The following is a 22,826-nucleotide window of genomic DNA, read 5'->3' as shown; positions in this document are numbered from 1 at the left end:
AAGATCACAACCTACCCCGCCGTTTTCTGCAAATCCTCGGGCACCATTCTTTTCGGACCTCCGATCATGGCCTGCCGCAATTTAGCGAAATGTGCCAAGGTTCCTCGCTTGTCTTTGATCGTCAGAAACGCGTTCAGCGCCGCATTGCATTGGATCGCCGCATCCACCTCTTTATCGGATCCTGCTGTATAAAGCCCCGATTGGATCATTAACGCCGCCCGGTCATAGGTTCCCAGATGCGCCCGTGCCTGTCCGATCATTTCGTTCTCCTTATCGTTCGCCGCTGCTGGCAGGGCCCGCGACACGGATCTGAGCACGTCAATCGCCGGGAATTGTCCCCGCTCGGCGATCTGGCGGTCCAAGACGATATGCCCGTCCAGCACCCCGCGCAGCATATCGGCCACAGGCTCTTCCATATCCGATCCCGCAACCAAGACCGAAAAGACCGCCGTAATGTCCCCTGTGTCGGGCAAACCGGGTCCCGCCCGTTCGCAAAGTGCCGCAATCGCTGGCCCCGTCGATGCTGGATAGCCGCGCAGATTTGCAGCCTCACCGCCCGCCACGGCCACTTCGCGGTGCGCCTCGCAGAAGCGCGTGATCGAGTCGATCAGCAGCAGCACCTGATCCCCTTGGTCCCGGAAGTGCTCGGCGATCGCTGTGGCCGCCCAGGCACATTGCCGCCGCATCTGGGGCGATCTGTCCGATGTCGCCGCCACGATCACCGCCCGTTTCATGCCCTCTTCACCCAAGACCTCTTCAACGAAGTGCCGCAATTCGCGCCCCCGCTCCCCAACCAGAGCAATCACGATCACATCCGCAGCAACCCCTTTGGCCAAATCCGCAATCAACGTCGATTTCCCCACGCCAGAGCCCGCGAACAGCCCGATCCGCTGTCCCTGCACGATGGGCAGTAAAGTATTGAACACCGCAAGCCCCGTTTCAAGCCGCGCACCCATGGCCCGCCTGGCATGCGCCGCGGGCGGATTGCAGCGCATGCCGCGCTCTTCAAGCCCATGAAGCAGCGGGCGCCCATCCATCGGGTTGCCATCAGGGTCAATGACCCGCCCGATCCAGCTGCGATCAGGGGCGAAACGCGGCCGTTTCGTGAACACGACCCGATCCCCGATGGAAACCCCTTCCGGCTCACCGGCCATCAGAAGATACACCGCGTGCTGGTCGAGTTTCACAACCTCGCCGCGCATTTGCCGATCATCTAAAGTAATCACCGCCCGATCACCGACACGGGCCGAATCGACCACATTCCCAACCAGCACCGTTCCCCCTGCAACCCCCGTCACACGGCCGACTTTATGAACAGGTTGTAAATCTGAGACAGTCATTTTCATATGATCGAACATATTTTTGATCATCTTTTGTTCTCACCGGTTTTTCACAAACCAATACTTAAGGAATCAGCCTTAATGCTTCGTTGAAACCAGACGAGGGAGAACCCCCGATGTATACTTCACTGGATCTGTTCCAGACTGCGCATGCCATGGCCCGCCATGCCGGAGCCCGGCAAACGGTTGTCGCCCAGAATATCGCAAATGCAGATACGCCTGGTTATCAAGCGATGCAAATTGCATCCTTTCAAGACGCGTTTGATGGCACGTCTCAGTCCGCCCAAATGCAGGCAACGCGGCCCGGCCATTTCTTAAATACAGACGCGCTGCAGGCCAGCGCTGCGTACGCCCCCTCCGAAGGGGAGCCGTCGCCCAATGGCAATACCGTCTCACTTGAAGATGAGTTGATGAACTCAATCGCCATCAGCCGCGAACACAATCGTGCGCTGTCAATCTATCGTCATACAATGACGATTTTGCGCACCAGCCTTGGCAGAAACTAAGGGGTAGTCATGACAGATTTCAGCGAAGCAATGTCAATCGCATCAAGCGGCATGAAAGCGCAGGCAACCCGTTTGCGGCATGTTTCAGAGAACATCGCAAATAGCGATACGCCCGGTTATCAGCGCAAAGTTATCGCGTTTGAAGAAATGGTACGACAGGGTCAGGCGACGGGCGCCGTTGAAACCGGCCCCGTCCGATTGGACCAGACAGAGTTAGCCCGCATTTACGACCCTTCTAATCCGTTGGCCGACGACACCGGCCATTTCGACGGATCGAACGTAAATCTGTTGCTTGAAATAGCCGACGCGCGCGAGGCGCAGCGCAGCTATGAGGCCAACCTGAAAGTCTTCGATCAGGTGCGGCAAATGTCGTCATCACTCATGGAACTTCTGCGGAATTAAGGAGCAATAAGATGGATATCAGTTCTCTCGTCGCGCAAAACTATGCGGCTAGCAAGACCGCAACATCGCCTGAGCATGGCGCGGGTGGAAATGCCGTTATTGGCGCCGCGCAAAGCTTTATGAACACGCTGCAAAACAGCGAAGACATCGCGATGCAATCAATGACAGGCGGTGCAGACCCGCATGCATTGGTGCAGGCTTTGGCCCAGACCGAGCTTGCCGTGCAAACAGCTGTAACCGTGCGCGACCGGGTCGTAGAGGCCTATCAAGAAATTCTGCGTATGCCCGTCTGATGAGTGAAGCACTGTTCTATGACACGTTGCGACAGGGACTATGGGTCGCAGTGGTCATCTCGCTCCCGATCCTGACGGTTGCTTTGGCTGCCGGATTGATGGTGGGCTTGTTTCAAGCGCTCACATCAATCCAGGAAATGACGCTGACCTTCGTACCTAAACTTGGCGCGATCATCGGGGTTTTCTGGATCACCATGGCCTTCATGTCCGAAACGCTGGTCGCTTTATTCAAAGACACGCTTGTACCAATTATCGCAGGGGGCTGACCATGGATAACGCTTCATATACGACCCTGACCCGCCAATCAGGGCTGATGCGCGAGATGCAGACCCTCGCAAATAATATCGCCAACGCGTCAACAACGGGATTTCGCGCTGAAGAGGTAATGTTCTCAGAACACATCAAGGCGCTTGGCCCCAGTGCATCGTCCCTGTCAATGGCAACGGCAGCAGTCCGCAATACTGTAGACACCCAAGGTACACTGACGCAAACGGGCGGCACCTTTGATTTGGCAATCGAAGGCGACGGCTTTTTTCTGATCGAAACGCCGAACGGACAGCGGCTGACCCGTGCCGGCGCATTCACACCCAATGAAAACGGTGATCTGGTGACCGCTGATGGCTATCCGGTGCTCGACCCCGGTGGCGCACCTGTTTTTGTCCCGCAAGGTCTGGGCAGTGTCGGTATTGGCGCCGATGGCACAATCAGCGCAGGTGGCCAGCCTGTTGGGCAGGTCGGGCTCGTCAGACCGCTTGAACCTGCCCAAATGATCCGGGAAAGCGGCGTGATGTTTGACGCACCGGACGGATTTGAAGCGATCCCCGATGGGCGCATGCTGCAGGGTTTTCTAGAAGCGTCAAACGTAAACCCGATCTTACAGGTCAGCCGGATGATCGAAGTCCAACGCGCCTACGAATTGGGCCAAAACTTCCTCGACAAAGAAGATGAACGCATTCGAAGCGTCATCGAAGCCATGCGGCGTTAAAGGAGACCTAAGATGCGCGCACTTAAGATTGCAGCAGCGGGTATGACCGCCCAACAAATGCGGGTTGAAGTGATTTCCAACAACCTCGCGAATATGAACACAACCGGGTACAATGCCAGACGCGCCGAATTTGCGGATCTTCACTACCAACAACTTGCCCGACCCGGCACAATCAACGCATCCGACGGAACGGCTTTGCCAACCGGCGTTCAGCTTGGCTTGGGGGTGCGGGCAAGTGCTGTTTCCGTCATGCTGGCGCAAGGCTCGCTAGCGGCAACAGGCGGTGATCTGGATGTCGCCATCGAAGGCGATGGATATCTGGAGGTAACGCTGCCGTCGGGCGTATCTGCATATACCCGCGATGGCGCACTGAAACTTACTGGCGACGGGCTGATCGTAACGTCCGATGGCTATTCAGTCGTGCCCGACATCACAATCCCCAGCGATACGCGTTCAGTTTCAATCAATGCAGAGGGCGAAATTTACGGCTATTTCGTTGATCAGATTGAACCGCAGCTTCTAGGTCAGCTTACACTTGCCGGCTTCACGAACTCTAAGGGGCTTGAGGCGATTGGCTCGAACCTTTTTCTTGAGACACCGGCATCCGGGCCATCTGCTGTTGGAACGCCTGGGGAAGACGGGCTAGGCGTATTGCGCCAAGGATATCTTGAGGACAGCTCAGTCGATCCTGTGCGTGAGGTTACCGATCTGATCGAAGCCCAACGTGGTTACGAGCTGAACTCAAAAGTCATCACGGCTGCCGATCAAATGCTCAGCGCGATGGTGCAGCTAAGATGATACGTATTGGTCTTTTATTGTCGGTATTGGCGGGGCCCCTTTGGGCAGATACGGTTGTGGCCGCCCGCACAATCCCGGCGCAGACGACCATCATGCCCAGTGATGTGTTGCTCAATAACCGTGATATCCCGGGCGGGGTCACTGAACTCAATGATGTGGTCGGCATGGAAGCCCGGGTCGCGCTTTTTGCAGGGCGACCCATTCGGCCTGGCGACATCGGACTTCCCGCCATTGTCGAGCGTAACCAGATCATTCCATTGCTCTATCAACAAAACGGTTTGCTGATCACGACTGAGGGTCGTGCACTGGGTCGAGCCGGGCCCGGTGATCGCATTCGCGTCATGAATATCAGCTCGCGCAGTACTGTCACGGCCCAAATCGGCGCCGATGGCGCAGCTTACGTTGCGAGGTAACAAGAATGCGTAACGTCATCATTTTCGCCCTGCTTGCGGCTGGCTGTACAACCACGCCAGTTGGCAAGCCGCCGGAATTTTCGCCGCCCGAACGGGCTGCTGAACGCGAAGCCATGTTCAATCCCAGCTTCCCTGATCCGGCGAGAACATCCGCGCTTGGCCCTTCGCCGCGCGCATCGCTCTGGACAGGTGAACGCGGATCCTTGCTGGGAGACCGCCGCGCGATGCAACGCGGTGACATTATGACGGTCGTGATCGAAATTGACGACAGCGCCCAGATTTCGAACTCTTCGGACAGATCGCGATCGGCATCGCAGGGTGCGGACATATCGCAACTTATTGGCATTCCGCAACGGATAGATGAACGCCTTCCGGACGGCGCATCATCCAGCCAGTTAGTCGATCTTAGCTCGCAAAGTTCTGCATCGGGCGACGGGTCGGTCAGCCGGAACGAACAGCTAACCTTGCGCGTAGCTGTGACCATTACGGATGTCCTGCCAAACGGCGTACTTGAGATACTCGGCCAACAAGAGGTCCGGGTTAACTACGAATTACGCGAGCTTATCGTTACCGGCTTTGTCAGGCCCGAAGATATCACGCGGCAGAATGAAATTACCTATGACAAAATCGCTTCAGCCCGGATTTCTTACGGAGGACGCGGGCAAATCACAGACATGCAGCAGCCTCGCTATGGGCAGCAAGTTCTTGAATCAGTTCTTCCCTTTTAAGCCAACCGAGAGGTCAGTTCCGTGAAAAAATTGTTGCTGCCAATTCTACTGTTGCTTGTTGGCGTAGGATCCGGCGTTGGGGCTGGATTGGTTCTGAAACCTGAACCGCTGCCCGATGAATTGGCCGAGGGGCATCCCTGCGGGGACCCCGCGACGATGACGGCTGCGGTTGCACCAGAACCGATTTCTGAAGCGCGCGAATATGCAAAACTAAGTAATCAGTTCATCGTTCCCGTCGTCGAGCAAGGGCGTGTTTCCGCATTGGTTGTCTTGTCGCTTAGCATTGAGGTAACCGAAGGCAATCAGCCAGCCATCTTTGCCGTTGAACCAAAACTGCGTGATGGTTTTCTGCAAGTTATGTTTGATCATGCAAATATCGGGGGTTTCTCTGGTAATTTCACTGCCGGAACAAATATGCGCGCACTGCGAAACGACCTCATGCGCGTTGCGCGTGACGTTTCTGGGGACATCGTGACCGATGTTCTAATCATCGACATTGTACGTCAGGATTCGTAATTCTCCTGGCGTTTTCGCTTCCTGCTCCCCTCCCGCGCGGCCCGTTCGAAAAGAGATTGGGCGGCTTGTTCCCGGCCGAATGCCTCTTTCAGCGCAGCACGGCAATTTTCTTGTAATGCAAGAACCTGCGCCAGTTCGGTATTGATGACTGCGCGACGTTGGTCGACCCAATGATGCCAACGTATATCCGCCCCGGCCACCAAAGCCGCCTCATCGGGGGCGCGTGATGCTTGGGCCTGGGCAGAACGGCTTTCGGTAAGCTGCAACAGGTTTCGGCGCAACCGCGCTTCACGCTCCAATAATGCTGCCATGCGGGCCTGCGCTGCCCGGAACGAAAGCCCCGAGAGCACGGTGAGCCCCTTCAGATCGGATATATCATCCCCCATCAGCGGCGCGCTTTCTTCCGCACAGCTTCGGCAAACCGTATGGCCGCAGCAACAGCTTGGTAATGGTCAGGGCTGATCTCTTGACCAATATCGACACTCGCGTGCAGCGCTCGCGCCGTCGGAGGGTCTGAATGTAGCGGGACGGCGTTTTCATGTGCAAGCTCACGAATACGGGCAGCAATTTCATCGACGCCTTTGGCCACACAAATCGGAGCGGCATCTGTCATGCGATCCCATTTCAAAGCGACGGCGAAATGGGTTGGGTTAACAATCACAACATCTGCCTTGGGAACGTCAGCCAGCATCTTGTTCATCGCGATCTCTTGGGCGCGCTGGCGGCGTTGTTGTTTCATAACCGGGTCACCTTCGGATTGCTTGTGCTCGTCCGTCATTTCTTTGCGACTCATCCGGTTCTTGCGAATATGCTCAGCCCGTTGCCAAAGAAAATCGATCCCGCCCAGCACCAACGCGACCAAAAGAACAATGGCGGCAAGCCCCGCAACCATCCGACCAAGCTCGGCCACAATCATGCCCGGCGACAGACGGATGCTGCCCAAGATCCGATCCATCTGCGCGGCCAGAAAAAATCCAAGAATGACCGAGTAGATCACAAGCTTGCTCGTGCTTTTGACAAACTCAAAAAGCCCCTGCCGCCCGAATTTATTTTTCGCCCCTGAAATCGGGGAAATGCGATTGAGTTTGGGCGCGAGCTTACTTGGCGTGAACAAAACAGCGCGCTGCGCGATCAACGTCAAAAGCGCCAAGATTGCCGGCAGTACGAACCAAGGTGCAGTGCCCCAAAACACCTCTGAGAGGATTCCCGCTGAAAGCGCTGTCCCGGAGCCTGCGAAAAATGCGAGAGCCAGGTCGTGCGATTGACCAAGCATTGCCGACAGGGCAGTGCTCAATCCGATCAAAGCTGCCGGCCCGATCGTCATGCAAACCAACAGAAAACCACCATATGCAGCTGCCGTCGTCAGATCTGCTGATTTGGCGATTTCACCCTTTTTGCGCGCATCGTCCAGTTTCTTCTGGGTCGGCTCGTATTGCTTGTCACTTTCGTCTTGGTCGCCGCTCATGGCCAAGCCTCAAAAGGCAGATACATGAAACGCTCAAAAGCCGTCATCCAAACTGCAAGAATGATCGGAGCCGTCAACAACAGCAGCACCAATCCGCCTGCCGTGATTGCCGGTGCACCAACAAACGATACCATCAATTGCGGCATCGCACGATTGATGACGCCAAGAACGACGTTGTAAATGAGCGATGCGATCAGGAATGGAGCAGCCAAGGTAAAGCCAAGACCGAACGCCCGGCTCACCTCACCGACCCCAATCATGCTAACCGTTTCAGGGCTTAGCGCCATCCCGACCGGTACCATATTATAGCTATGGATCATGTAGGCTGCCGCTTGCACGTGTAACCCCGAGAGGGCGGCCAAGGCCGTTCCTGCAACGACCAGCACATGCCCAATAGCCGGCTGCGGATCAACGCCGGTTGAGCCCCCGAATATCTGTGACAAGGATGTCGATTGCGCCGCGATCGACCCCGCAATTTGCAGCGCCAAGATAAAGAAGCGCAGGAAAATCCCAAAAAAGAGACCGATCATGGCTTCTGGCAAAAAAATTGCTGCACTTTGCAGAACGCTCGTTGGTATCGGCCCAATCTTTCCTGCAACGGACGGTGCAACGACAATTGTAAACATGACCGTCAGCAATAAGCGCACACGCATCGGCACAGGCTGATCACCAAAGGCAGGCAAGACTGCCATCAATCCCCCAATGCGCATAAATACGACAAATCCTGTCCAAAGCGCCGCCTGTGAAACCGGGAGCAAAGGCATAAGTTCTTCGATCATGCGGGCACCAGACCGACCAGAGCCGGTCTTGCATCAACGCCGATTTCTTCAAATGACAGCACCGGGTTCATAATCCCCTTAGCTGCCATGACCGTCCTTAAGAACCGGCGGCGTCGCATCGACGTTACCACCGCAGCATAGGCGCCTGCCTCGGCCGCCTGCCCAAGTTTTTCAGCTATACCGTCAGCCAGTTGGTTGAAATTCTCTGGTGGCAAAGCAACATCACCGCCCCCCCGATCCGTACGGATTTCATAGGTCGTGAATGTATCCTCCCATTCTGGTGCAAGTTGCACCAAAGGGATTGTCCCATCCGGTCTACGCATCTCAGCCACGAGCTGAAACCCAAGGCGCTGACGCACATGTTCAGTGATTCCATCAACCGTCTGAAACAGCTGCCGACCTTCAGCTGTGGCCTCTAGGATCAAGGACAGGTTACGAATGGACACGCGTTCTTCCAGCAGGAGACGCAGGACTGACAGCAAAACATCGACCGGCACTTTGTCCGGAATCAACTCGTCCAGCATTTTGCGGTTTGCTTCGGTCCGCGCTGGATCTGATAGGTTCAGCATCTCGTCCAACCTGCGGCGCAATGCCTTTAAGGTCAGAAGGCGAGGGAAATTTCGCTTCACGATTTCCAGTAAATGCGTCGCAAGCACCTCGGTCGGCTGCACCGTCGTAAGCCCAGCCAGTGCTGCTTCTTCCTGTAATGTAGGATCAATCCATTGTGCGGGTGCGCCATAAACCGGTTCACTCACCTGTTCACCAGGCAAAGCGTTCGGGGCAGCATCATTCATTAGCGCAAGAACCTGATCAGATTTCAGCGTGTCGCGCACCTGCTCAACCCCTTGGACATGCACGACATAGCAACCGGGCGGCAAAGCAGCGTTATCTGTCAGCCGAATTTCCGGCAACACGACCCCGAATGATGTCGCTACGTGATTACGCATATTCGCAATCCGTGCATCCAACCCTGTACCTGGATCAAGCACCATATCCACCAAGTCCGGCGCGAATTCGACATGGATATCATCAAGGTCCAGCACATCGCCCATCGATGCTTCGCGCGGAACTTCTTCTGCCGACACTGGCGCAGTTTCCGCCATTTCTTCCGCCCTGGCCGCCGCCGCGGACAACGCAAAGGCGCATCCGCCCAGTGTCAACGCCCCGATCATAAATGGCAAAAATGGAAGACCCGGCACCAAGGCGAACAGTCCCATCAAAACGGCGACGGTTGCAATTGCCGCGGGATGGCGCCCCAATTGCGCAACAAGCGCCAAATCCGTGGCCCCGGTCGCCCCACCCCGTGCGAGTAAGAGTGCCGAAGCGATCGAAATCACCACGGCTGGGATTTGCGAAACAAGACCATCACCCACAGTCAAAATCGCATAAGTTTCAAAGGCCAAGCCGATAGGCATGTCGTGCACGGTAATACCGATGACCAACCCCATGATGAGGTTAAGCGCCGTGATCAACAAACCCGCAATGGCATCGCCCTTGACGAATTTCGACGCACCATCGAGCGATCCAAAAAAGGTTGTCTCGGCTTGTTCGCGCTCACGTCGTTCTTTGGCTTCATTATGATCAATCGCACCAGCTGACATATCGCTGTCAATCGCCAGCTGCTTGCCCGGCATCGCATCCAATGCAAATCGCGCGCCAACCTCAGCCATCCGCGTTGCACCTTTATTGATCACCACGAAATTCACAATCAACAACACACAAAAGACAACGAGCCCAAGTAAGACGTTGCCCCCCATGACGAACATCGCGAAGCCCTCGATCACGTCGCCCGCTGCATCTGTACCGGTATGCCCTTCACCAATAATCAACTTGGTCGAAGATACGTTTAGTGACAGCCTTAGCATGAGTGAGGCCAGCAAAACTGTTGGGAAAGCGGAAAAATCTAGTGGCCGGTCGATGAACAACGTGACCGTAAACATCAAGATTGCTAACGCAAACGAGGCGGCCAAACCTATATCAAGCACCCAGGATGGCATCGGCAAAATCATCATCACGATAACTGCCATCAAAGCCAGTGCCAAAAGGATCGTTGGTTGAAACATTTCGCGTAGCGACAGGCCGACCATCAGAAATGCCCGTTTCTTGATAGCAAACCTGCCGTGACAAATTTGAACGATGCGCTGGGTATGCGCATCACATTGCAACCTAGTTGAGGCCAACCATCTAGGAATGCATATGACGTGAAGACGTCACAAACCGTCACAACAAAGCTCTGCTCTGGCATTCTGCCAAACATGTCGGATTGCACTTTCTACTGCTTACCGACCTCAAGCTATGAGCTAATGGTTTATAATTTGTAATTCACAACCATAGCTTAGAAATCTGCGGGGGATGTAAAACGATCCAGAAGCTCAGTGACAACTGCTCGGGATCGCGCGGCTTCATCGAGCAACTGGCGGCTACTGTCCAAAGGTCTTGCCGCAGACAATTCAGGCTCTGTTTCGGTCAACACTGCCTCAGAGGCGTAGCGTAACAAAGGGTCTTCCGATGTAGTCAAGGCAGCCCACTCACCCCGGCGCCAGAATTGTTGTTCTGGCTGCGCGTCGTCAACGACATTCGCCAAGGCTGGAAGGCCCGCTAGAATGTCCAACGCGGCGATACGAAGCGGATCGTCTACACCGACCTCGGCAAAATCCAGATAGGACAGAGCCAAATTACCATCTCGCTTAGCTAGCGCGATCTCGGCCTTTAGTTTGGCCAAGTCTGTGGAAATATCAGGTACCATGGCGCCACTTACAAGTTCATCGGCTTGATCGGGAAAACCAAGCTCAAGCAACCGTTGGGCCATATCGACCTTCGTGATTTCTGTGGTTGGCCGTTGGGTTTCATTAAGTGCGAATTGCAGAAATTCTGCATTTGACATCCGCGCAGTGGCCGCAGTAGCAAAATCGTTTCTCAAAGGATCAAGCATGTCTTCTTCAATTTGGGCCGCCAGTTCATCTATCAAAGCTTGCGCGGCCGAAAAGTCATCGCCCGCCAAGTAAGCACGTACTTGGGCTTCCCCCAGTTGTTCCGCTTCGGGTATCGTCGCATTTTCAAACCGCAGTGCGTCCGCAACTAAGAAGTCCGATTCCTGCGCTTCGATGTCACCAGACCGAATGGCGTCCAATAGTCTTAGCATTGTTTCCGGTGTCACCTCGGTCCTTGCGAGGTTGGCCAGATCCGATATAGCCTGGTCTGTTTCGCCAAGGCTGCGCTTCAATGCCATCTCAGCCAGCTGCGTATCAACAGTTGGCACCTCAGCCGCGCTTGCCGGTCTAAGCACCTGCAAAGCACTGTCCTCATCACCAATTGCTAAAAATTGCTCTGAAAGTTTTGAGCCTAGATGAGCTTGCAAACCCACGGGCAGATCTTTGAAAGCACGCATGATTGAAGCTGCATCCGCTTGGCCATCCAAGGGCCCCCTACCGCTGGCGAGCATGGCCCAAAGCGCAACTGAAGATGTACAACTGACCTGTCCGGAGAATAAATTCGATCTTACGTACTCGTCATCAACAATCCGCGCAATCGCTGTAAGATATTCGCGCTCTTTGGACTGGGCCCCGTCAAGCGCCAAAGTCTGGATCGCCTCGCGACCAAAACCAAAATATACGAACAGGCGCGCGAGCGCCAAAACTGATGTTTCGTCCATCCCGTCGAACTCTCCGGCAAGTTCCATCCGAGCATCGCCAAGTTGCTCGGAAAAGGCCCGATCGTCGCCCCAACTACGCACATCAAAGTAGCTGTCCGGCAGACAGGTACTCCCTTCCTGATTGGTCGCAATGACTGGATCGGGAGGAATGGCTGTCAAATCGATGCCGGATCTGGTTTGCAGACCAGGAGAGGGTAAATCGCCGAACCGTAAAGCCTGCTCTTCACCTTCGCGCGTCATTAAGTCAGCTTCCAACACGCCAAGTGATAGCCCTCGGGAAAGGCTTCTGGTGATTGATTGCTCTAGTTCTGAAAGGCCCGATGCCTCATCGCGGGGTGCACTGTCTGACGGTTGATCATCAGTACCTGTCGGTTGCTGCGCGGGGAATTCTTCATTCAGAGGCTCGGCTACTTTCTCATCTTGCGAAAATGTAACCGGCAAAAGACGCCTACCAATGGAGATTGAGGGCCCGGTTCGAGAAGGTAAACTTGCTTCCACAGGTGCGAGAACCTGAGGCTCAAGCGATGTTTCAAATGCGGCTGTTTCCGGGGCAACACCATTACGGAAGTCCATGACTAAGAAACGTTCACCGTCCAAGAACGCGTCCACATAGCACAAACAGCCCAGATCTAATTCTAAATCGCCAGCACGATTGCCCTGCGACACATCAACGATCCGGGTCCGTGGTATCAAGTCAAAAAAGCGCGCCAAATCGTAACCTTCAACACCTGATAGACGAAGGAGATATCCCGCATCATTGCGCCCCAATTGCCATTCAGTGTCCAGGGGAAGTGTTACAACAACACGGGTGAACGAGCTATGCTCGCCAGTTTGTACGCGCACTTGTTGTGCGATAGCGACAAGGGGGAGGACCGCAAAGAAGAATACAAAAAACAAACGCATTACGCTGCTTCCTGCTTTGCGGACTTCAAAGCCTCTTCCATGTCGGAAAAGCTTGGCCGATAATGGCTGGGCATATTTTGACGCCCAACTTCGATGCAAATATTCGGAGCATGCGCATATAGATTTGCGACCAGAACCTCGCGGATTACCTGATGGAAATGCGCATCTTCTTCGATAACTGCCTTCACCTTGTTCGAAAAGGGGCCGACAAGACCGTAGGCTAAAAAGACCCCCAAGAAAGTTCCAACCAAAGCCCCGCCAATCAACTTTCCCAAAACTTCGGGGGGCTGATCAATGGACGCCATCGTCTTGATCACCCCCAGAACCGCAGCGACGATCCCAAGGGCCGGAAGGCCATCAGCAACGGTTTGTAGTGCGTGGGTGGAATGCATCTTGTGGTGCAAGGTCGCCTCGATGCGCTTTTCAAGAATTTCTTCAACCTGGTGGGGGTCGTCATAGTTCATGGAGGCGGATCGCAACGTATCACAAATCAGGGCAATCGCTTCTGTGTCCCCGAGAATTTTGGGATACTTGCTGAAGATGGGCGATTCGCTGGGCCCTTCAATATGTCCTTCTAGGGCAACAGGGTTTGATCGCGCCACGCGGATCAATTCAAACAACAGACAAAGAAGATCACTATAGTCCTGGGCTTGCCATTTCGTGCCCTTAAACACCTTACCCAAGTCTTTGAGCGTGTGTTTGATAGTCGAATTGTCATTCCCGATGGTGAATGCGCCGATGGCTGCGCCACAAATCATAATCATCTCAAACGGCAGCGATTTGAGGATGATTCCCATCTTCCCGCCCGCTAGCAGGTAGCCCCCAAAGACAGTGACAAAAACGATTACAACACCAATGATGCCAATCATGTCGTTTTGTTCCCTTCATCGTATCGTCAAAAAACTGACCCTACGACGACGGATATCGCAAAGATGTTAATGTTCTATCAGCGGCTATTGTGTCGGGACATTTGCGTTACGCCCTGCCAGAACGACGCTAAAGGAATAGGCGGTTTCAGGCTCCAACTCGGTCATGATTTGTGCAGCAGCATCTGGCCGCATTAACCCCAGAAACCCTGCAGCAAATTGAGGTGTCATTTCCTCAAAAAGGGCGGCAGCATCTTTTGGCTTCATGTTCTCGTAGACTGTTGTCAGCTGCGCGAGGTCCGTTTCAGACGCACTTTCTGCCAAGGCAATTGTCGCGCTCAACGCCTCTTCGGCATCGCGGAGCGCCTGTAACTTTTCTTCGATTTCAACCTCGGCCACACGTAGGGCCTGCAGTCTGTCACGCAATTGCGCCTCCTGCGTGACCAAACGTGCCTCTCGGGCCTGAAATGCTGCCAGCAAAGCATCTGTTTCAACCGGCGGAGTAGTTTCCGGCTCGACCTCGGTTGCCATTGTTGCGCCTTCGGCGAGTGCCGGACCGGACTGCGCGCCTATTCGGACGATAGCTGAGGCGACTAATAGCCCCGCGATCAAATGCAACGTACCACGGCCCCGCCGCCGTCTAATCTGGCGTGTCACTGGTGTGCTCCGGTACCATTTGGCCGCCGCACAAAGAACGGACTGTCGGCCGACTGTGCGGTAGGCTCAGGCAGATCATGCAAAGAAGCGACCAACAGCTCTAAGTGACGCGACGCCGATTCGGCACGCGCGCTGACATCATCTAGTCGATCGACGGAAGATTTTGCTGTCGATTGGGCCTGATTGAGCGTCTTAGTCAAATCATCAACCTGTGCCGACAAGACGGCCACGGCACCACCAACACCCTTTTCAAGGTCGGTAAAACGCCGCAATCTACGCGATAGGACGTAGCAATAAAAACCTGCGCCCAGCGCCCCAGCGACAAGCAGAATATCTGCAATGAGTATCATCTTTATCGTCCTCTCAACTTAAGACAAATTCCATGATCAGAAGGTCCTTTATGCGACCTTCGCCGGCGACAACCTGCACGCGGCGCAACATATGGCTTCTGAGCTTGATCAAAGCTGTTGGATCTTCCAATTCACTTAACTCCACGGCGCGAAGATAACCGTTCAGCACGTCCACAATGCGTGGCTTAATGGCCTCAACTTCAGCCACATAGTCGGGGGTAACCTCAAGCTGCGCAGCAAAGCGTAAATGATCGCGCCCGCCCGACGAGGGCAACGAAATGACCAGCGGATCGATAGCAACAAAAGCCAAGGCTTCAGGCGGCTCTACGCTGCCAGTATTGTGTTCATCCGCCACCTCTTCGACAGATTCACTGCCGCCGATCAACCCCGATTGCACAGCGAAAAAACCGCCGCCGCCCCCGACGAGCGCCAAGACGAGCCCTATGATCAAAGGCATCTTGGATCCCTTCTTAGGAGCCGGATCGGGGGAATCAGCTGGTGTCGACATGGTGCTGCCTCTCAGAATTGCGATGTAATGGTCATAAACTGACAAGCCCTAACCGATTGTTAAGGCTACTGGGCCAAACAGAGAACATTCGGCAGAACGCCAATGTTATGGAGAACTAGTTTGCAAAGCCTCAGTACCGTCTGGACCGCGCTTGATGCTCGGCGTCGTGTCTTTGTTATTGTTGCAACAATTGCAGTCTTCGCGGCTGTTCTTACGCTCGCGCGGGGTGCGGGAACAAAGGACATGTCGCTTTTGTTTGGCGGGCTTGAGGCGCGGGTTGCCGGCGATGTGATCGCAGCTTTAGACCAGCGCGGCGTTCTTTATGAAGTGCGTGGCGGTGGGATTTATGTGGCTACGGCCGAACGCGATAACCTGCGGATGAGCCTTGCAGGAGAGGGGCTACCCGCGACGGGCAGTCAGGGCTATGAGCTGCTTGATTCCCTATCCGGGTTCAGTACGACATCGCAAATGTTCGATGCCGCCTATTGGCGCGCGAAAGAAGGCGAACTGGCCCGCACCATACTCGCCAGCCCACATATACGGGCAGCGCGCGTTCATATTTCAACCCCGGCATCTCGCCCATTTCAACGCGATCAGGCGCCAACAGCGGCGGTGACGGTGACAACAGCCGGTGGAACACTGTCCGGGCCACATGTCAAAGCCCTGCAATATTTGGTTGGCTCTGCCGTTCCCGGCCTTTTACCCGAATCGGTTGCAATCATTGATGATGATGGCGGGCTGATGTCAGATGCGGATGGCAATGTGCTAAGCCCCAGCGGAGATGAAAGAGCCGATGCGCTGCGACAACGAGCCGAACGACTGCTCGCCGCGCGGGTCGGTGTTGGCAATGCGGTTGTGGAGCTGTCACTTGAGACGATCACTGAAACAGAGTCGATCACAGAACGGGTTGTAGACCCCGACAGCCGGATCGCGATCAGTACCGACGTGACTGAAAGCGCCGGTACATCCAGCGATAACCGCGGCCGCGATGTCACCGTTGCGTCAAACTTACCTGATGGTGACGCAGGCGGCGCCAGCGGCGGCTCAGCCAATGAAACAAGCGAAAGCCGGACTCTGACCAATTACGAAATTTCGGAAACGGAACGCCAATTGCTGCGGGCGCCAGGGGCGGTAAAAAGGATGACGGTCGCTGTGCTTGTCAACGGGGTTACTAGTATCGCGGACGATGGCACAACCACAACAACACCCCGACCAGATGAAGAGCTTGAAGCGTTAAAAGAGCTCGTCTCGGCAGCGGTAGGTATTGATGCGGCACGCGGTGATGTCATCACCTTGCAATCGATGGTTTTCGAACCTTTGGCGCCCCTAGGAACAGAAGTGGCTGAAAATGCGCCTGCTTTACCGCTCGACACAATGCAACTTATACAAATCGGCGTCTTGGCGGTTGTGGCTTTGATACTGGGGCTATTTGTCGTCCGGCCAATTTTGGCACCGCCCGGGCAACTTTCGGCACCGGATGCATTACCCGCCTTGACCGACGACTCCGAACCTCCAGCCTTTGAAATGGCCACAGCATCATTTGATACGATGGGTGAGATGGGAGTCGTGGATGACTTCGAAGAAGACCCGGTAACCCGTCTACGACAAGTGATTGCCGAACGCGAAACGGAATCCATACAGATTTTGCAGGACTGGATTGAAGGTCCAACAGCACAGGAGAAAGCGTGATGGGTCATGCGCTTACACTTGAGTCCTTTGATGATGTGGAAACAGAAGAAATCGCCCCACTCAGGACATTTGAAGAGGGCTATGAAGAAGGTCTGCAAGCCGGGATTGCGCAAACACAGGCTGAAATCGGGGCGCTCAATGCTGAATTGGTACAAAACATCGGAAACCTTGATTTCGGATATGTGGAGGCCCGCAACGAAATCATCGGCTCGCTCACCCCGCTTCTCAGAGCAGTGGTCGAAAAAGTTCTACCACATTGCGTTGCCGAAGGGTTTGCAGGTCAACTAGCAGATTTGCTGATGCAGACCGCAGAGCAAGACGCGTCAGCGGCAATCAATCTGCATGTTCATCCCGGCCAGCGTGCGGCAGTGGAAACGGCGGTGGAGCAGACAGCGACCCAAGTCATCCTACATGACGACCCCAGCTTAAGCGAACATGCCGCCTGGATCGGACATCAGCGCACGGAAACGCTGCTGGATATTGATGGCCTATTGTCGGCGATCACCGAAACGCTGGGGGCCTTTTATCAGGAAGAAAACAGGACAAAAACCAATGGATGACACCGAAAATGAGATCCCCCGCGCCAGCGAAGATCATCCGCTGCACAAGATTCCGATCGAAATCTGCGTCTGCGTCGGCAAGGCACGCCCGCTGGTCCGTGACTTGCTAAGCCTTGGGGAAAATGCCGTCCTGCCGTTGGACAAACGGATCGATGATCCGGTCGAGCTCTATGTCGGGGAAAGGCTCATCGCGAGAGGCGAGCTGCAAGAGATGGAAGGGGGCGAGCCAGGCCAGCTCGCTGTTCGGTTGACTGAGGTCGCATCCGAGCAAGGTGAGCTTGACTAGCATGCGCGCCATTGGCTTGGCTGTAGGGCTTATTGCGGTCTGCGTGGCAAACCCTGTCTTCGCGCAAGAGGTCGCCATAACCTTCGGCGATGAAGGCTCACTGGCGACGCGCTCGGTCCAGCTGTTAGTGTTGATCACCGTGCTCAGCATCGTGCCGGGGATCGCGATCATGGTGACGTGCTTTCCCTTTATCGTCACAGTATTCGCAATCTTGCGTCAGGCCATTGGCCTACAGCAATCACCACCCAATATGCTATTGATTAGCCTGGCGATGTTCCTAACCTATTTCGTCATGGAGCCGGTCTTTTTGGAGGCTTGGCAAAACGGGATTGACCCACTTTTGAACGATGGGATGCCATTAGAAGAGGCATTCTTTCGCACCATGGACCCGCTGCGAACCTTTATGTCATCACGTATCGCCGCTGACACCTTCATCGCCTTGGCAGAGCTCCGCCCGGATGTGGACAACCAAGTCACACTCGATGACGCGCCACTTTCAGTGCTGATCCCTTCGTTTTTGCTAAGCGAAATGGAACGCGCATTTCAGGTAGGTTTTCTGATTTTTATTCCCTTCCTGATCATTGACCTCGTTGTGGCCGCTGTACTGATGTCGATGGGGATGATGATGGTTCCGCCCGCGATCGTATCACTACCGTTCAAACTGGCGTTTTTCGTGGTTGCTGATGGATGGGGATTGATCGCATCGAGCCTCGTGCAAAGCTATAGCTAGCACCTGCCGTTCGCAGGCTTACCGATCCAAACTTGAGCGATATGCATTTGGCGCCACACCAACGAAAGACTTAAAAGTACGGCTGAAGAAGGCTGTGTCACGAAACCCACTGCGATGCGCAATTTCTGAAAGTGGTAAAGAGGTATATTCCAGCAAACGTTTTGCTTCGAGAATGCGCCTTTGTCGGACAAGAGCATTCGGGGGAGCGTGCAGCAATTCACGACAAATTCGGGTGAGATGAGAGGCGGACAATCCCATACGGCATGCATAATCCGACACTGTCCAATGGTCGCGAAAATTCTCTTCTAGCAACTCACAAAAAGTCTGCGCTCTGCTGTCTTGCCTAACGATGATATCCCCGGGTTTTGCCCGCGTTGGAGATACACTGTCGCACTGTTGGCCCGCAAGATACAGCGTTATAAGATCAACAAGGGTCGCGATGATCGCGGCACGTTGATTTTCCCATCGGTGATATATTTTACGAAGTTGATCGAATAGGATAACGATGTCCTCAAAGCACTGTGTTTCCGGCCCGGAGAAGAATGCCCCCGTTGGATTCGCAAACCTTGCCAAGCGATCCAACAACACACTGGGCATCCGATCCGTTTGAATACTTAATACATCCCCAACAACGTCTTCGGTAAAACGGAAACCGTGGGGAATACCCGGATAAACGACAAGCAGGGCGGGCTCAGACGTTAAATGTCTGACTTCGCCAACATTGAAATATACGCCGCTTGTGCGGAATAAGAAAATCTGGGCAAGCCGCCTATGGGCGTGAACGTTGATGGTCCAATCATGCTTACTGCTACGTTCACGGATCGGTTCCAAATGGATCGGATCAGGTGCCTGCCCTGCGAGCAACTCACCATATAACTCGTAATTGGGGATGCCGCGCTGCATTTTTTAACCTTTGCTATCGTTCTGAAACTCTATTCAAAATGATCGGATAGTACAACACAATGCGTGAAACGCCACTGTTTCAACAATGGTCGAAAGATACGTTGGGGATCAATTCAGAGGGTATCGATAAACCCGTAGTTGGGTTGTTTATTATTGCCTAGAAGATTTGCGTCGAAACTTCTGAAAGGCGAAGTCCAGAGTTGTTTCTGGGGCAGTGGGGGCTGTTGGAAGGGGCTGTTCCGTGATTGGTTCGCTCTATCAGAGAATGGGTGGATAATCGTGCAATGTCAGTTTGGTATTGTGATTGATGTCCTTCCGGGAAAAAGGGATTAACTGAACGCCATGAGGTTTGACCAAATGCGAAGTTTAACAGTTTTGGTAGCCGGAGCAGCCGTGGGTGCGCTCACAACATCCGCGAGCGCACAAAGCATCAGCTGCGATACAGAATACACCGTCCGCGGTGGCGATTTTCTTTCGGGAATCGCGCAGCGTGCTTACGGCAATTTGAACAGTTTCAATGTTATATACGATGCCAATCGTGACGTGATTGGTCCAAACCCCGGCATCATCCGCATCGGGCAGCGCTTGTATATTCCATGTCTGGGCGATGCAGGTGCGGTTGATCGAGCGGCCGATGGCGCTGCTTCTGAAACTCCTGGCGACCAACAGGACACGCCTATCGAAGTTGTCGCGGCAGGCGGATGGCGGCCGTTTCTCGACGAGGATAACCCACAGGGTGGGTTGTTAACCGAGATTATCGAGTTGGCATTGGTTAATTCCGACGATCAAGTCGAATACGAAATTGATTTCATCAATGATGTCGGGGCGCATCTCGATCCGCTGCTAACAAAGCAAGCATACGACGTCAGCTTTGGGCAACTCCGGCCCGATTGCGAAAATGCTGGACAACTTGGCGCAGAGTCAGATTTCCTGTGCAGCAAATTTGACTTCAGCGACCCAATGTATGAAGAGATTTTCGGCTACTATTCAGCGGCCAGTAACCCGGGCTATCAGGATCACCAAGAGCTGTTAGGCAAAACAATTTGCCGTGCAGAAGGTTACACATTGGTGCCACTTGAAGCCGTCAATCTCGTCGAGCCGCAAGTTGAAATCATACGCGCAACTGATGCAAAGGGCTGTATTGAATTACTCGCGTCAGGTAATGTCGATGTGGCGCTGGTCGCCGTTGAAGTTGCGAACGCACATATTGCCGCGTTGGGCGTAGAAGATAACGTTCAACTGCATGATGACTTGTCATATATCGACTTCTTTCACGCAACAATTGCGAAGGATAATCCGCACGGCGCAGACATTCTCGCATCAATCAACAGCGGCTTAAAAAATATCAAGGAATCTGGTCTTTGGTTTCAAACCGTTAGACGCCACATGGTCGAGTTCAGGCAAGCCGCTGGTTAGTGGCTTGCCGTCTCACCAATAATATCGTGCGCCCAAGTGAGGGCTAGCAATCTGCGAAACAGGGCTGAAAACGACCAGCCGCAGGACTACTCAGGGGTTCAACAATGCGAACATTAGTTTTCGCGTCTATTATGCTGGCGACGACGGGAGCAGCGCAAGGGATCAATCAAGTAACCCTAAAATATGATGATGGGAGTGGCGTCTCAGGCGAGCTCATTGCATTCGAAAACGACGTTTTTCGTATACAAGCGTCGGTTGGACTGATTGCAATACCTGCGCAGGATGTATCATGCATCGGCAGCGCCTGTCCGGAGGAGACAGTGCTTGAAGTGCCGAGCGCTCCGGTCAGGCTCACCGCGCTTGACGGCGCGTTCAGCGTGTCGGGCAATCTCATCGATTTTGTCGACAACGAATATGTTTTGGCAACAGATATCGGTGAGGTGCGCATCGATGCGACCTTAGCAACATGCGACGGTGACGGCTGTGTTGTACCTCAACCACCACTCAGCCGCGACGTAACCCTGACAAACGGAGCGACAACGATTGAGGGGAAATTAGTCCGCATGGAAAATGGCGCATACATCGTTAATGTCGATCAGCTCGGAGAGATTCGGGTGGATGCCAGCATATTTGATTGTGACGGGGATGCATGTCCCTAAGAGGAACACGCCATAGCTTTGGTTGGATTAACTGGGCTTTGATGGGGTTGATCGAGGAAAACGGAATGTCACAAGGCCAACATCTTAACGGCGAGGGCGCCTACTCAACGATGCGAAACGAGTATCCCACATGCGAGTGTGGCGTTGGCCTCTGGTTTCGGCTATCTGACACGACCGCCTTTCCCATGAGAGCATCATAGAATGAAAAGACCATACAGTATCCGCGGCGATGCCGCGCAAACTCTCAAACACGATTGCAGCGCGATCATGACGGCAAATATCATGGAGAAAAAGATGAATATTTTGAAACGCTTGGCTGTATATGCAAACGTCGGCATGGCGACTTTTGCTCTTTCTACTGCAGCCTATGCACAAGAGTTCACGTTTTCGATCCACCACTTTCTGAGCCCACAAGCCCCAGCTCAGACAGTTTTGATTGAGCCATGGGCGCAGTCTATTGAAGAGGCCTCAAACGGTCGTATCGCTTTTGAGATCTTTCCTGCCATGTCGTTGGGGGGAACGCCGCCAGAACTTTACAGCCAGGTGCGCGATGGTGTTGCCGACATAGTTTGGACACTGCCAGGGTACACACCCGGCACCTTCCCTCGTACCGAAGTCTTTGAGTTACCGGGCATCCATCTCAGCGATGCTCGCGCCACCAACTTGGCGATCCAAGACTTGATGGAAATCCTGTTGCCCGATTACGTTGGTATTCACCCGCTACTGGTGCATGTTCACGCAGGGAATGCCCTTCATTTTGGTGATGGCACTGTAAATAGCCTTGCTGATTTTGACGGTCTCAAAATACGTAGCCCCTCGCGGACGGGTGCGTGGATGCTAGAGGAAATGGGCGCAGAGCCAGTTGGCATGCCAGTGCCGGCATTGCCACAAGCATTATCAAGAGGAGCCGTCGACGCCGGTCTTGTCCCCTTCGAAGTTGCTATCCCTCTCGGGCTTGCCGATTTGACGTCCACATCAGTTGAAATGGCAGACGGGGCACGCTTTGGTACGTCGACTTTTCTGTTCGCAATGAACCTTGATGCATACAACTCGCTGCCCGACGACCTCCGGAAGATAATCGACGATCATTCAGGCGCCGCGATTGCAGCCGACATGGGCGAGGCTTGGAACAATATCGAACCCATTGGCATCCAACGCGCTTTGGACGCTGGGAACGACGTAACGCAGATGACCCCCGAAGCGACCGCCGCGCTTACGGTACCATTTGATGCCACCGTCCAGCGTTGGGTCGACGAAGCAGGCGTTGTTGGTATCGATGCAGAGGCCCTTCTTGGTAGTGCGCGCACGATGATCGCCGAATACACGAGACAGTAAGAGGTGTGAGAGCCTTGCCAAACATGGTCAGGCTCTCCCTTAAGGCCTATGCTGTGTCCAAACGAGACATAATTATCGACTTTGGAA

Annotated in this window: 27 protein-coding genes; 16 read left to right on the top strand and 11 right to left on the bottom strand. The window is 54.2% G+C overall.

Annotation, left to right across the window (positions count from 1 at the left end; all coding sequences use genetic code 11):
- Window positions 1–11: 11 nt before the first annotated feature.
- On the bottom strand, window positions 12–1,370 hold the full coding sequence (locus AABB29_RS07750; RefSeq protein WP_341367480.1) for a FliI/YscN family ATPase: 1,359 nt from the start codon (window positions 1,368–1,370) through the stop codon (window positions 12–14).
- Window positions 1,371–1,456: 86 nt separating this feature from the next.
- Here AABB29_RS07750 and AABB29_RS07745 point away from each other — a divergent pair, with 86 nt between their 5' ends.
- Genes AABB29_RS07745 through AABB29_RS07705 form a run of 9 tightly spaced genes read left to right on the top strand, consistent with a single transcriptional unit; the run spans window position 1,457 to window position 5,981 of the window.
- On the top strand, window positions 1,457–1,846 hold the full coding sequence (locus AABB29_RS07745; RefSeq protein ID WP_341367481.1) for a FlgB family protein: 390 nt from the start codon (window positions 1,457–1,459) through the stop codon (window positions 1,844–1,846).
- Window positions 1,847–1,855: 9 nt separating this feature from the next.
- Window positions 1,856–2,248: a flagellar basal body rod protein FlgC gene (flgC, locus tag AABB29_RS07740; protein WP_341367482.1), complete on the top strand. Its 393-nt coding sequence runs from the start codon at window positions 1,856–1,858 to the stop codon at window positions 2,246–2,248.
- Between the two features lie 11 nt (window positions 2,249–2,259).
- Window positions 2,260–2,541, top strand: a complete 282-nt coding sequence (fliE, locus tag AABB29_RS07735; protein ID WP_341367483.1) for a flagellar hook-basal body complex protein FliE — start codon at window positions 2,260–2,262, stop codon at window positions 2,539–2,541.
- On the top strand, window positions 2,541–2,807 hold the full coding sequence (locus tag AABB29_RS07730) for a flagellar biosynthetic protein FliQ (RefSeq protein WP_341367484.1): 267 nt from the start codon (window positions 2,541–2,543) through the stop codon (window positions 2,805–2,807). The genes fliE and AABB29_RS07730 overlap by 1 nt, the downstream gene beginning before the upstream one ends.
- Window positions 2,808–2,809: 2 nt before the next feature.
- The gene (locus tag AABB29_RS07725; protein WP_373636862.1) at window positions 2,810–3,526 is read left to right on the top strand and encodes a flagellar hook-basal body complex protein; all 717 of its coding nucleotides are present in this window, start codon (window positions 2,810–2,812) and stop codon (window positions 3,524–3,526) included.
- Window positions 3,527–3,538: 12 nt separating this feature from the next.
- Window positions 3,539–4,324 carry a flagellar basal-body rod protein FlgG gene (flgG, locus tag AABB29_RS07720; RefSeq protein WP_373636861.1) on the top strand — a complete coding sequence of 262 codons (786 nt, stop codon included), beginning with the start codon at window positions 3,539–3,541 and terminating at the stop codon, window positions 4,322–4,324.
- The gene (gene flgA / locus AABB29_RS07715) at window positions 4,321–4,737 is read left to right on the top strand and encodes a flagellar basal body P-ring formation chaperone FlgA (protein WP_341367485.1); all 417 of its coding nucleotides are present in this window, start codon (window positions 4,321–4,323) and stop codon (window positions 4,735–4,737) included. Before flgG ends, flgA begins: the two co-directional genes overlap by 4 nt.
- Before the next feature lie 5 nt (window positions 4,738–4,742).
- Window positions 4,743–5,465 carry a flagellar basal body L-ring protein FlgH gene (gene flgH, locus AABB29_RS07710; protein WP_341367486.1) on the top strand — a complete coding sequence of 241 codons (723 nt, stop codon included), beginning with the start codon at window positions 4,743–4,745 and terminating at the stop codon, window positions 5,463–5,465.
- 21 nt (window positions 5,466–5,486) lie between these two features.
- Window positions 5,487–5,981, top strand: a complete 495-nt coding sequence (locus AABB29_RS07705) for a flagellar basal body-associated FliL family protein (RefSeq protein ID WP_341367487.1) — start codon at window positions 5,487–5,489, stop codon at window positions 5,979–5,981.
- Here AABB29_RS07705 and AABB29_RS07700 read toward each other — a convergent pair.
- The 9 genes from AABB29_RS07700 to fliL all read right to left on the bottom strand — a co-directional run bounded on the left by AABB29_RS07700 (window position 5,969) and on the right by fliL (window position 15,161).
- Complete coding sequence (locus AABB29_RS07700; RefSeq protein WP_341367488.1) at window positions 5,969–6,367, bottom strand: hypothetical protein; 399 nt, start codon at window positions 6,365–6,367, stop codon at window positions 5,969–5,971. The two genes, AABB29_RS07705 and AABB29_RS07700, sit on opposite strands and share 13 nt — an antisense overlap.
- Window positions 6,367–7,446: a flagellar type III secretion system protein FlhB gene (locus AABB29_RS07695; protein ID WP_341367489.1), complete on the bottom strand. Its 1,080-nt coding sequence runs from the start codon at window positions 7,444–7,446 to the stop codon at window positions 6,367–6,369. Before AABB29_RS07695 ends, AABB29_RS07700 begins: the two co-directional genes overlap by 1 nt.
- Window positions 7,443–8,225 carry a flagellar biosynthetic protein FliR gene (locus AABB29_RS07690; protein WP_341367490.1) on the bottom strand — a complete coding sequence of 261 codons (783 nt, stop codon included), beginning with the start codon at window positions 8,223–8,225 and terminating at the stop codon, window positions 7,443–7,445. The genes AABB29_RS07695 and AABB29_RS07690 overlap by 4 nt, the downstream gene beginning before the upstream one ends.
- Complete coding sequence (gene flhA, locus AABB29_RS07685) at window positions 8,222–10,312, bottom strand: flagellar biosynthesis protein FlhA (protein WP_373636860.1); 2,091 nt, start codon at window positions 10,310–10,312, stop codon at window positions 8,222–8,224. The genes AABB29_RS07690 and flhA overlap by 4 nt, the downstream gene beginning before the upstream one ends.
- Window positions 10,313–10,560: 248 nt before the next feature.
- Entirely contained in the window at window positions 10,561–12,780 is a 2,220-nt protein-coding gene (locus AABB29_RS07680) for a hypothetical protein (protein WP_341367491.1), read from the bottom strand.
- A complete protein-coding gene (gene motA / locus AABB29_RS07675) occupies window positions 12,780–13,649 on the bottom strand; it encodes a flagellar motor stator protein MotA (RefSeq protein WP_341367492.1) in 870 nt (289 codons plus the stop codon). Before motA ends, AABB29_RS07680 begins: the two co-directional genes overlap by 1 nt.
- Window positions 13,650–13,733: 84 nt before the next feature.
- Window positions 13,734–14,303: a magnesium transporter MgtE N-terminal domain-containing protein gene (locus AABB29_RS07670; RefSeq protein ID WP_341367493.1), complete on the bottom strand. Its 570-nt coding sequence runs from the start codon at window positions 14,301–14,303 to the stop codon at window positions 13,734–13,736.
- Complete coding sequence (locus AABB29_RS07665; RefSeq protein ID WP_341367494.1) at window positions 14,300–14,653, bottom strand: hypothetical protein; 354 nt, start codon at window positions 14,651–14,653, stop codon at window positions 14,300–14,302. Before AABB29_RS07665 ends, AABB29_RS07670 begins: the two co-directional genes overlap by 4 nt.
- Before the next feature lie 13 nt (window positions 14,654–14,666).
- Complete coding sequence (fliL, locus tag AABB29_RS07660) at window positions 14,667–15,161, bottom strand: flagellar basal body-associated protein FliL (protein WP_373636859.1); 495 nt, start codon at window positions 15,159–15,161, stop codon at window positions 14,667–14,669.
- 102 nt (window positions 15,162–15,263) lie between these two features.
- On the opposite strand from fliL, the gene fliF reads away from it, so the two are divergent.
- From fliF to fliP, 4 genes are read left to right on the top strand one after another with little or no spacing between them, the layout of a single operon-like run.
- A complete protein-coding gene (gene fliF, locus AABB29_RS07655) occupies window positions 15,264–16,850 on the top strand; it encodes a flagellar basal-body MS-ring/collar protein FliF (RefSeq protein ID WP_341367496.1) in 1,587 nt (528 codons plus the stop codon).
- A complete protein-coding gene (locus AABB29_RS07650) occupies window positions 16,850–17,410 on the top strand; it encodes a hypothetical protein (RefSeq protein ID WP_341367497.1) in 561 nt (186 codons plus the stop codon). The genes fliF and AABB29_RS07650 overlap by 1 nt, the downstream gene beginning before the upstream one ends.
- Window positions 17,403–17,696 carry a FliM/FliN family flagellar motor C-terminal domain-containing protein gene (locus AABB29_RS07645; protein ID WP_341367498.1) on the top strand — a complete coding sequence of 98 codons (294 nt, stop codon included), beginning with the start codon at window positions 17,403–17,405 and terminating at the stop codon, window positions 17,694–17,696. The genes AABB29_RS07650 and AABB29_RS07645 overlap by 8 nt, the downstream gene beginning before the upstream one ends.
- Before the next feature lies 1 nt (window position 17,697).
- On the top strand, window positions 17,698–18,426 hold the full coding sequence (fliP, locus tag AABB29_RS07640) for a flagellar type III secretion system pore protein FliP (RefSeq protein WP_341367499.1): 729 nt from the start codon (window positions 17,698–17,700) through the stop codon (window positions 18,424–18,426).
- Between the two features lie 18 nt (window positions 18,427–18,444).
- Here fliP and AABB29_RS07635 read toward each other — a convergent pair whose 3' ends face one another.
- Window positions 18,445–19,329 (bottom strand): helix-turn-helix domain-containing protein, encoded by an 885-nt coding sequence (locus tag AABB29_RS07635; protein WP_341367500.1) that lies wholly within the window; start codon window positions 19,327–19,329, stop codon window positions 18,445–18,447.
- 342 nt (window positions 19,330–19,671) lie between these two features.
- On the opposite strand from AABB29_RS07635, the gene AABB29_RS07630 reads away from it, so the two are divergent.
- From AABB29_RS07630 to AABB29_RS07620, 3 genes are all read left to right on the top strand, one after another.
- The gene (locus AABB29_RS07630; RefSeq protein WP_373636858.1) at window positions 19,672–20,745 is read left to right on the top strand and encodes a LysM peptidoglycan-binding domain-containing protein; all 1,074 of its coding nucleotides are present in this window, start codon (window positions 19,672–19,674) and stop codon (window positions 20,743–20,745) included.
- 104 nt (window positions 20,746–20,849) lie between these two features.
- Window positions 20,850–21,404, top strand: a complete 555-nt coding sequence (locus AABB29_RS07625; protein WP_341367502.1) for a hypothetical protein — start codon at window positions 20,850–20,852, stop codon at window positions 21,402–21,404.
- Window positions 21,405–21,605: 201 nt separating this feature from the next.
- Entirely contained in the window at window positions 21,606–22,739 is a 1,134-nt protein-coding gene (locus AABB29_RS07620; RefSeq protein WP_373636857.1) for a TRAP transporter substrate-binding protein, read from the top strand.
- Window positions 22,740–22,826 lie beyond the last annotated feature (87 nt).

The sequence above is a fragment of the Yoonia sp. BS5-3 genome (assembly GCF_038069655.2).
Taxonomy (GTDB): domain Bacteria; phylum Pseudomonadota; class Alphaproteobacteria; order Rhodobacterales; family Rhodobacteraceae; genus Yoonia; species Yoonia phaeophyticola.
The sequence above is the reverse complement of the archived record's forward strand: the minus strand, read 5'-3'. Positions and strand labels throughout refer to the sequence as shown.

Coding starts and splice junctions, on each gene's coding strand:
- AABB29_RS07750 (WP_341367480.1), bottom strand. CDS start 1,370: ATGATCAAAAATATGTTCGATCATATGAAAATGACTGTCTCAGATTTA.
- AABB29_RS07745 (WP_341367481.1), top strand. CDS start 1,457: ATGTATACTTCACTGGATCTGTTCCAGACTGCGCATGCCATGGCCCGC.
- flgC (WP_341367482.1), top strand. CDS start 1,856: ATGACAGATTTCAGCGAAGCAATGTCAATCGCATCAAGCGGCATGAAA.
- fliE (WP_341367483.1), top strand. CDS start 2,260: ATGGATATCAGTTCTCTCGTCGCGCAAAACTATGCGGCTAGCAAGACC.
- AABB29_RS07730 (WP_341367484.1), top strand. CDS start 2,541: ATGAGTGAAGCACTGTTCTATGACACGTTGCGACAGGGACTATGGGTC.
- AABB29_RS07725 (WP_373636862.1), top strand. CDS start 2,810: ATGGATAACGCTTCATATACGACCCTGACCCGCCAATCAGGGCTGATG.
- flgG (WP_373636861.1), top strand. CDS start 3,539: ATGCGCGCACTTAAGATTGCAGCAGCGGGTATGACCGCCCAACAAATG.
- flgA (WP_341367485.1), top strand. CDS start 4,321: ATGATACGTATTGGTCTTTTATTGTCGGTATTGGCGGGGCCCCTTTGG.
- flgH (WP_341367486.1), top strand. CDS start 4,743: ATGCGTAACGTCATCATTTTCGCCCTGCTTGCGGCTGGCTGTACAACC.
- AABB29_RS07700 (WP_341367488.1), bottom strand. CDS start 6,367: ATGGGGGATGATATATCCGATCTGAAGGGGCTCACCGTGCTCTCGGGG.
- AABB29_RS07695 (WP_341367489.1), bottom strand. CDS start 7,446: ATGAGCGGCGACCAAGACGAAAGTGACAAGCAATACGAGCCGACCCAG.
- AABB29_RS07690 (WP_341367490.1), bottom strand. CDS start 8,225: ATGATCGAAGAACTTATGCCTTTGCTCCCGGTTTCACAGGCGGCGCTT.
- flhA (WP_373636860.1), bottom strand. CDS start 10,312: ATGGTCGGCCTGTCGCTACGCGAAATGTTTCAACCAACGATCCTTTTG.
- AABB29_RS07680 (WP_341367491.1), bottom strand. CDS start 12,780: ATGCGTTTGTTTTTTGTATTCTTCTTTGCGGTCCTCCCCCTTGTCGCT.
- motA (WP_341367492.1), bottom strand. CDS start 13,649: ATGATTGGCATCATTGGTGTTGTAATCGTTTTTGTCACTGTCTTTGGG.
- AABB29_RS07665 (WP_341367494.1), bottom strand. CDS start 14,653: ATGATACTCATTGCAGATATTCTGCTTGTCGCTGGGGCGCTGGGCGCA.
- fliL (WP_373636859.1), bottom strand. CDS start 15,161: ATGTCGACACCAGCTGATTCCCCCGATCCGGCTCCTAAGAAGGGATCC.
- fliF (WP_341367496.1), top strand. CDS start 15,264: ATGTTATGGAGAACTAGTTTGCAAAGCCTCAGTACCGTCTGGACCGCG.
- AABB29_RS07650 (WP_341367497.1), top strand. CDS start 16,850: ATGGGTCATGCGCTTACACTTGAGTCCTTTGATGATGTGGAAACAGAA.
- AABB29_RS07645 (WP_341367498.1), top strand. CDS start 17,403: ATGGATGACACCGAAAATGAGATCCCCCGCGCCAGCGAAGATCATCCG.
- fliP (WP_341367499.1), top strand. CDS start 17,698: ATGCGCGCCATTGGCTTGGCTGTAGGGCTTATTGCGGTCTGCGTGGCA.
- AABB29_RS07635 (WP_341367500.1), bottom strand. CDS start 19,329: ATGCAGCGCGGCATCCCCAATTACGAGTTATATGGTGAGTTGCTCGCA.
- AABB29_RS07630 (WP_373636858.1), top strand. CDS start 19,672: ATGAGGTTTGACCAAATGCGAAGTTTAACAGTTTTGGTAGCCGGAGCA.
- AABB29_RS07625 (WP_341367502.1), top strand. CDS start 20,850: ATGCGAACATTAGTTTTCGCGTCTATTATGCTGGCGACGACGGGAGCA.
- AABB29_RS07620 (WP_373636857.1), top strand. CDS start 21,606: ATGAAAAGACCATACAGTATCCGCGGCGATGCCGCGCAAACTCTCAAA.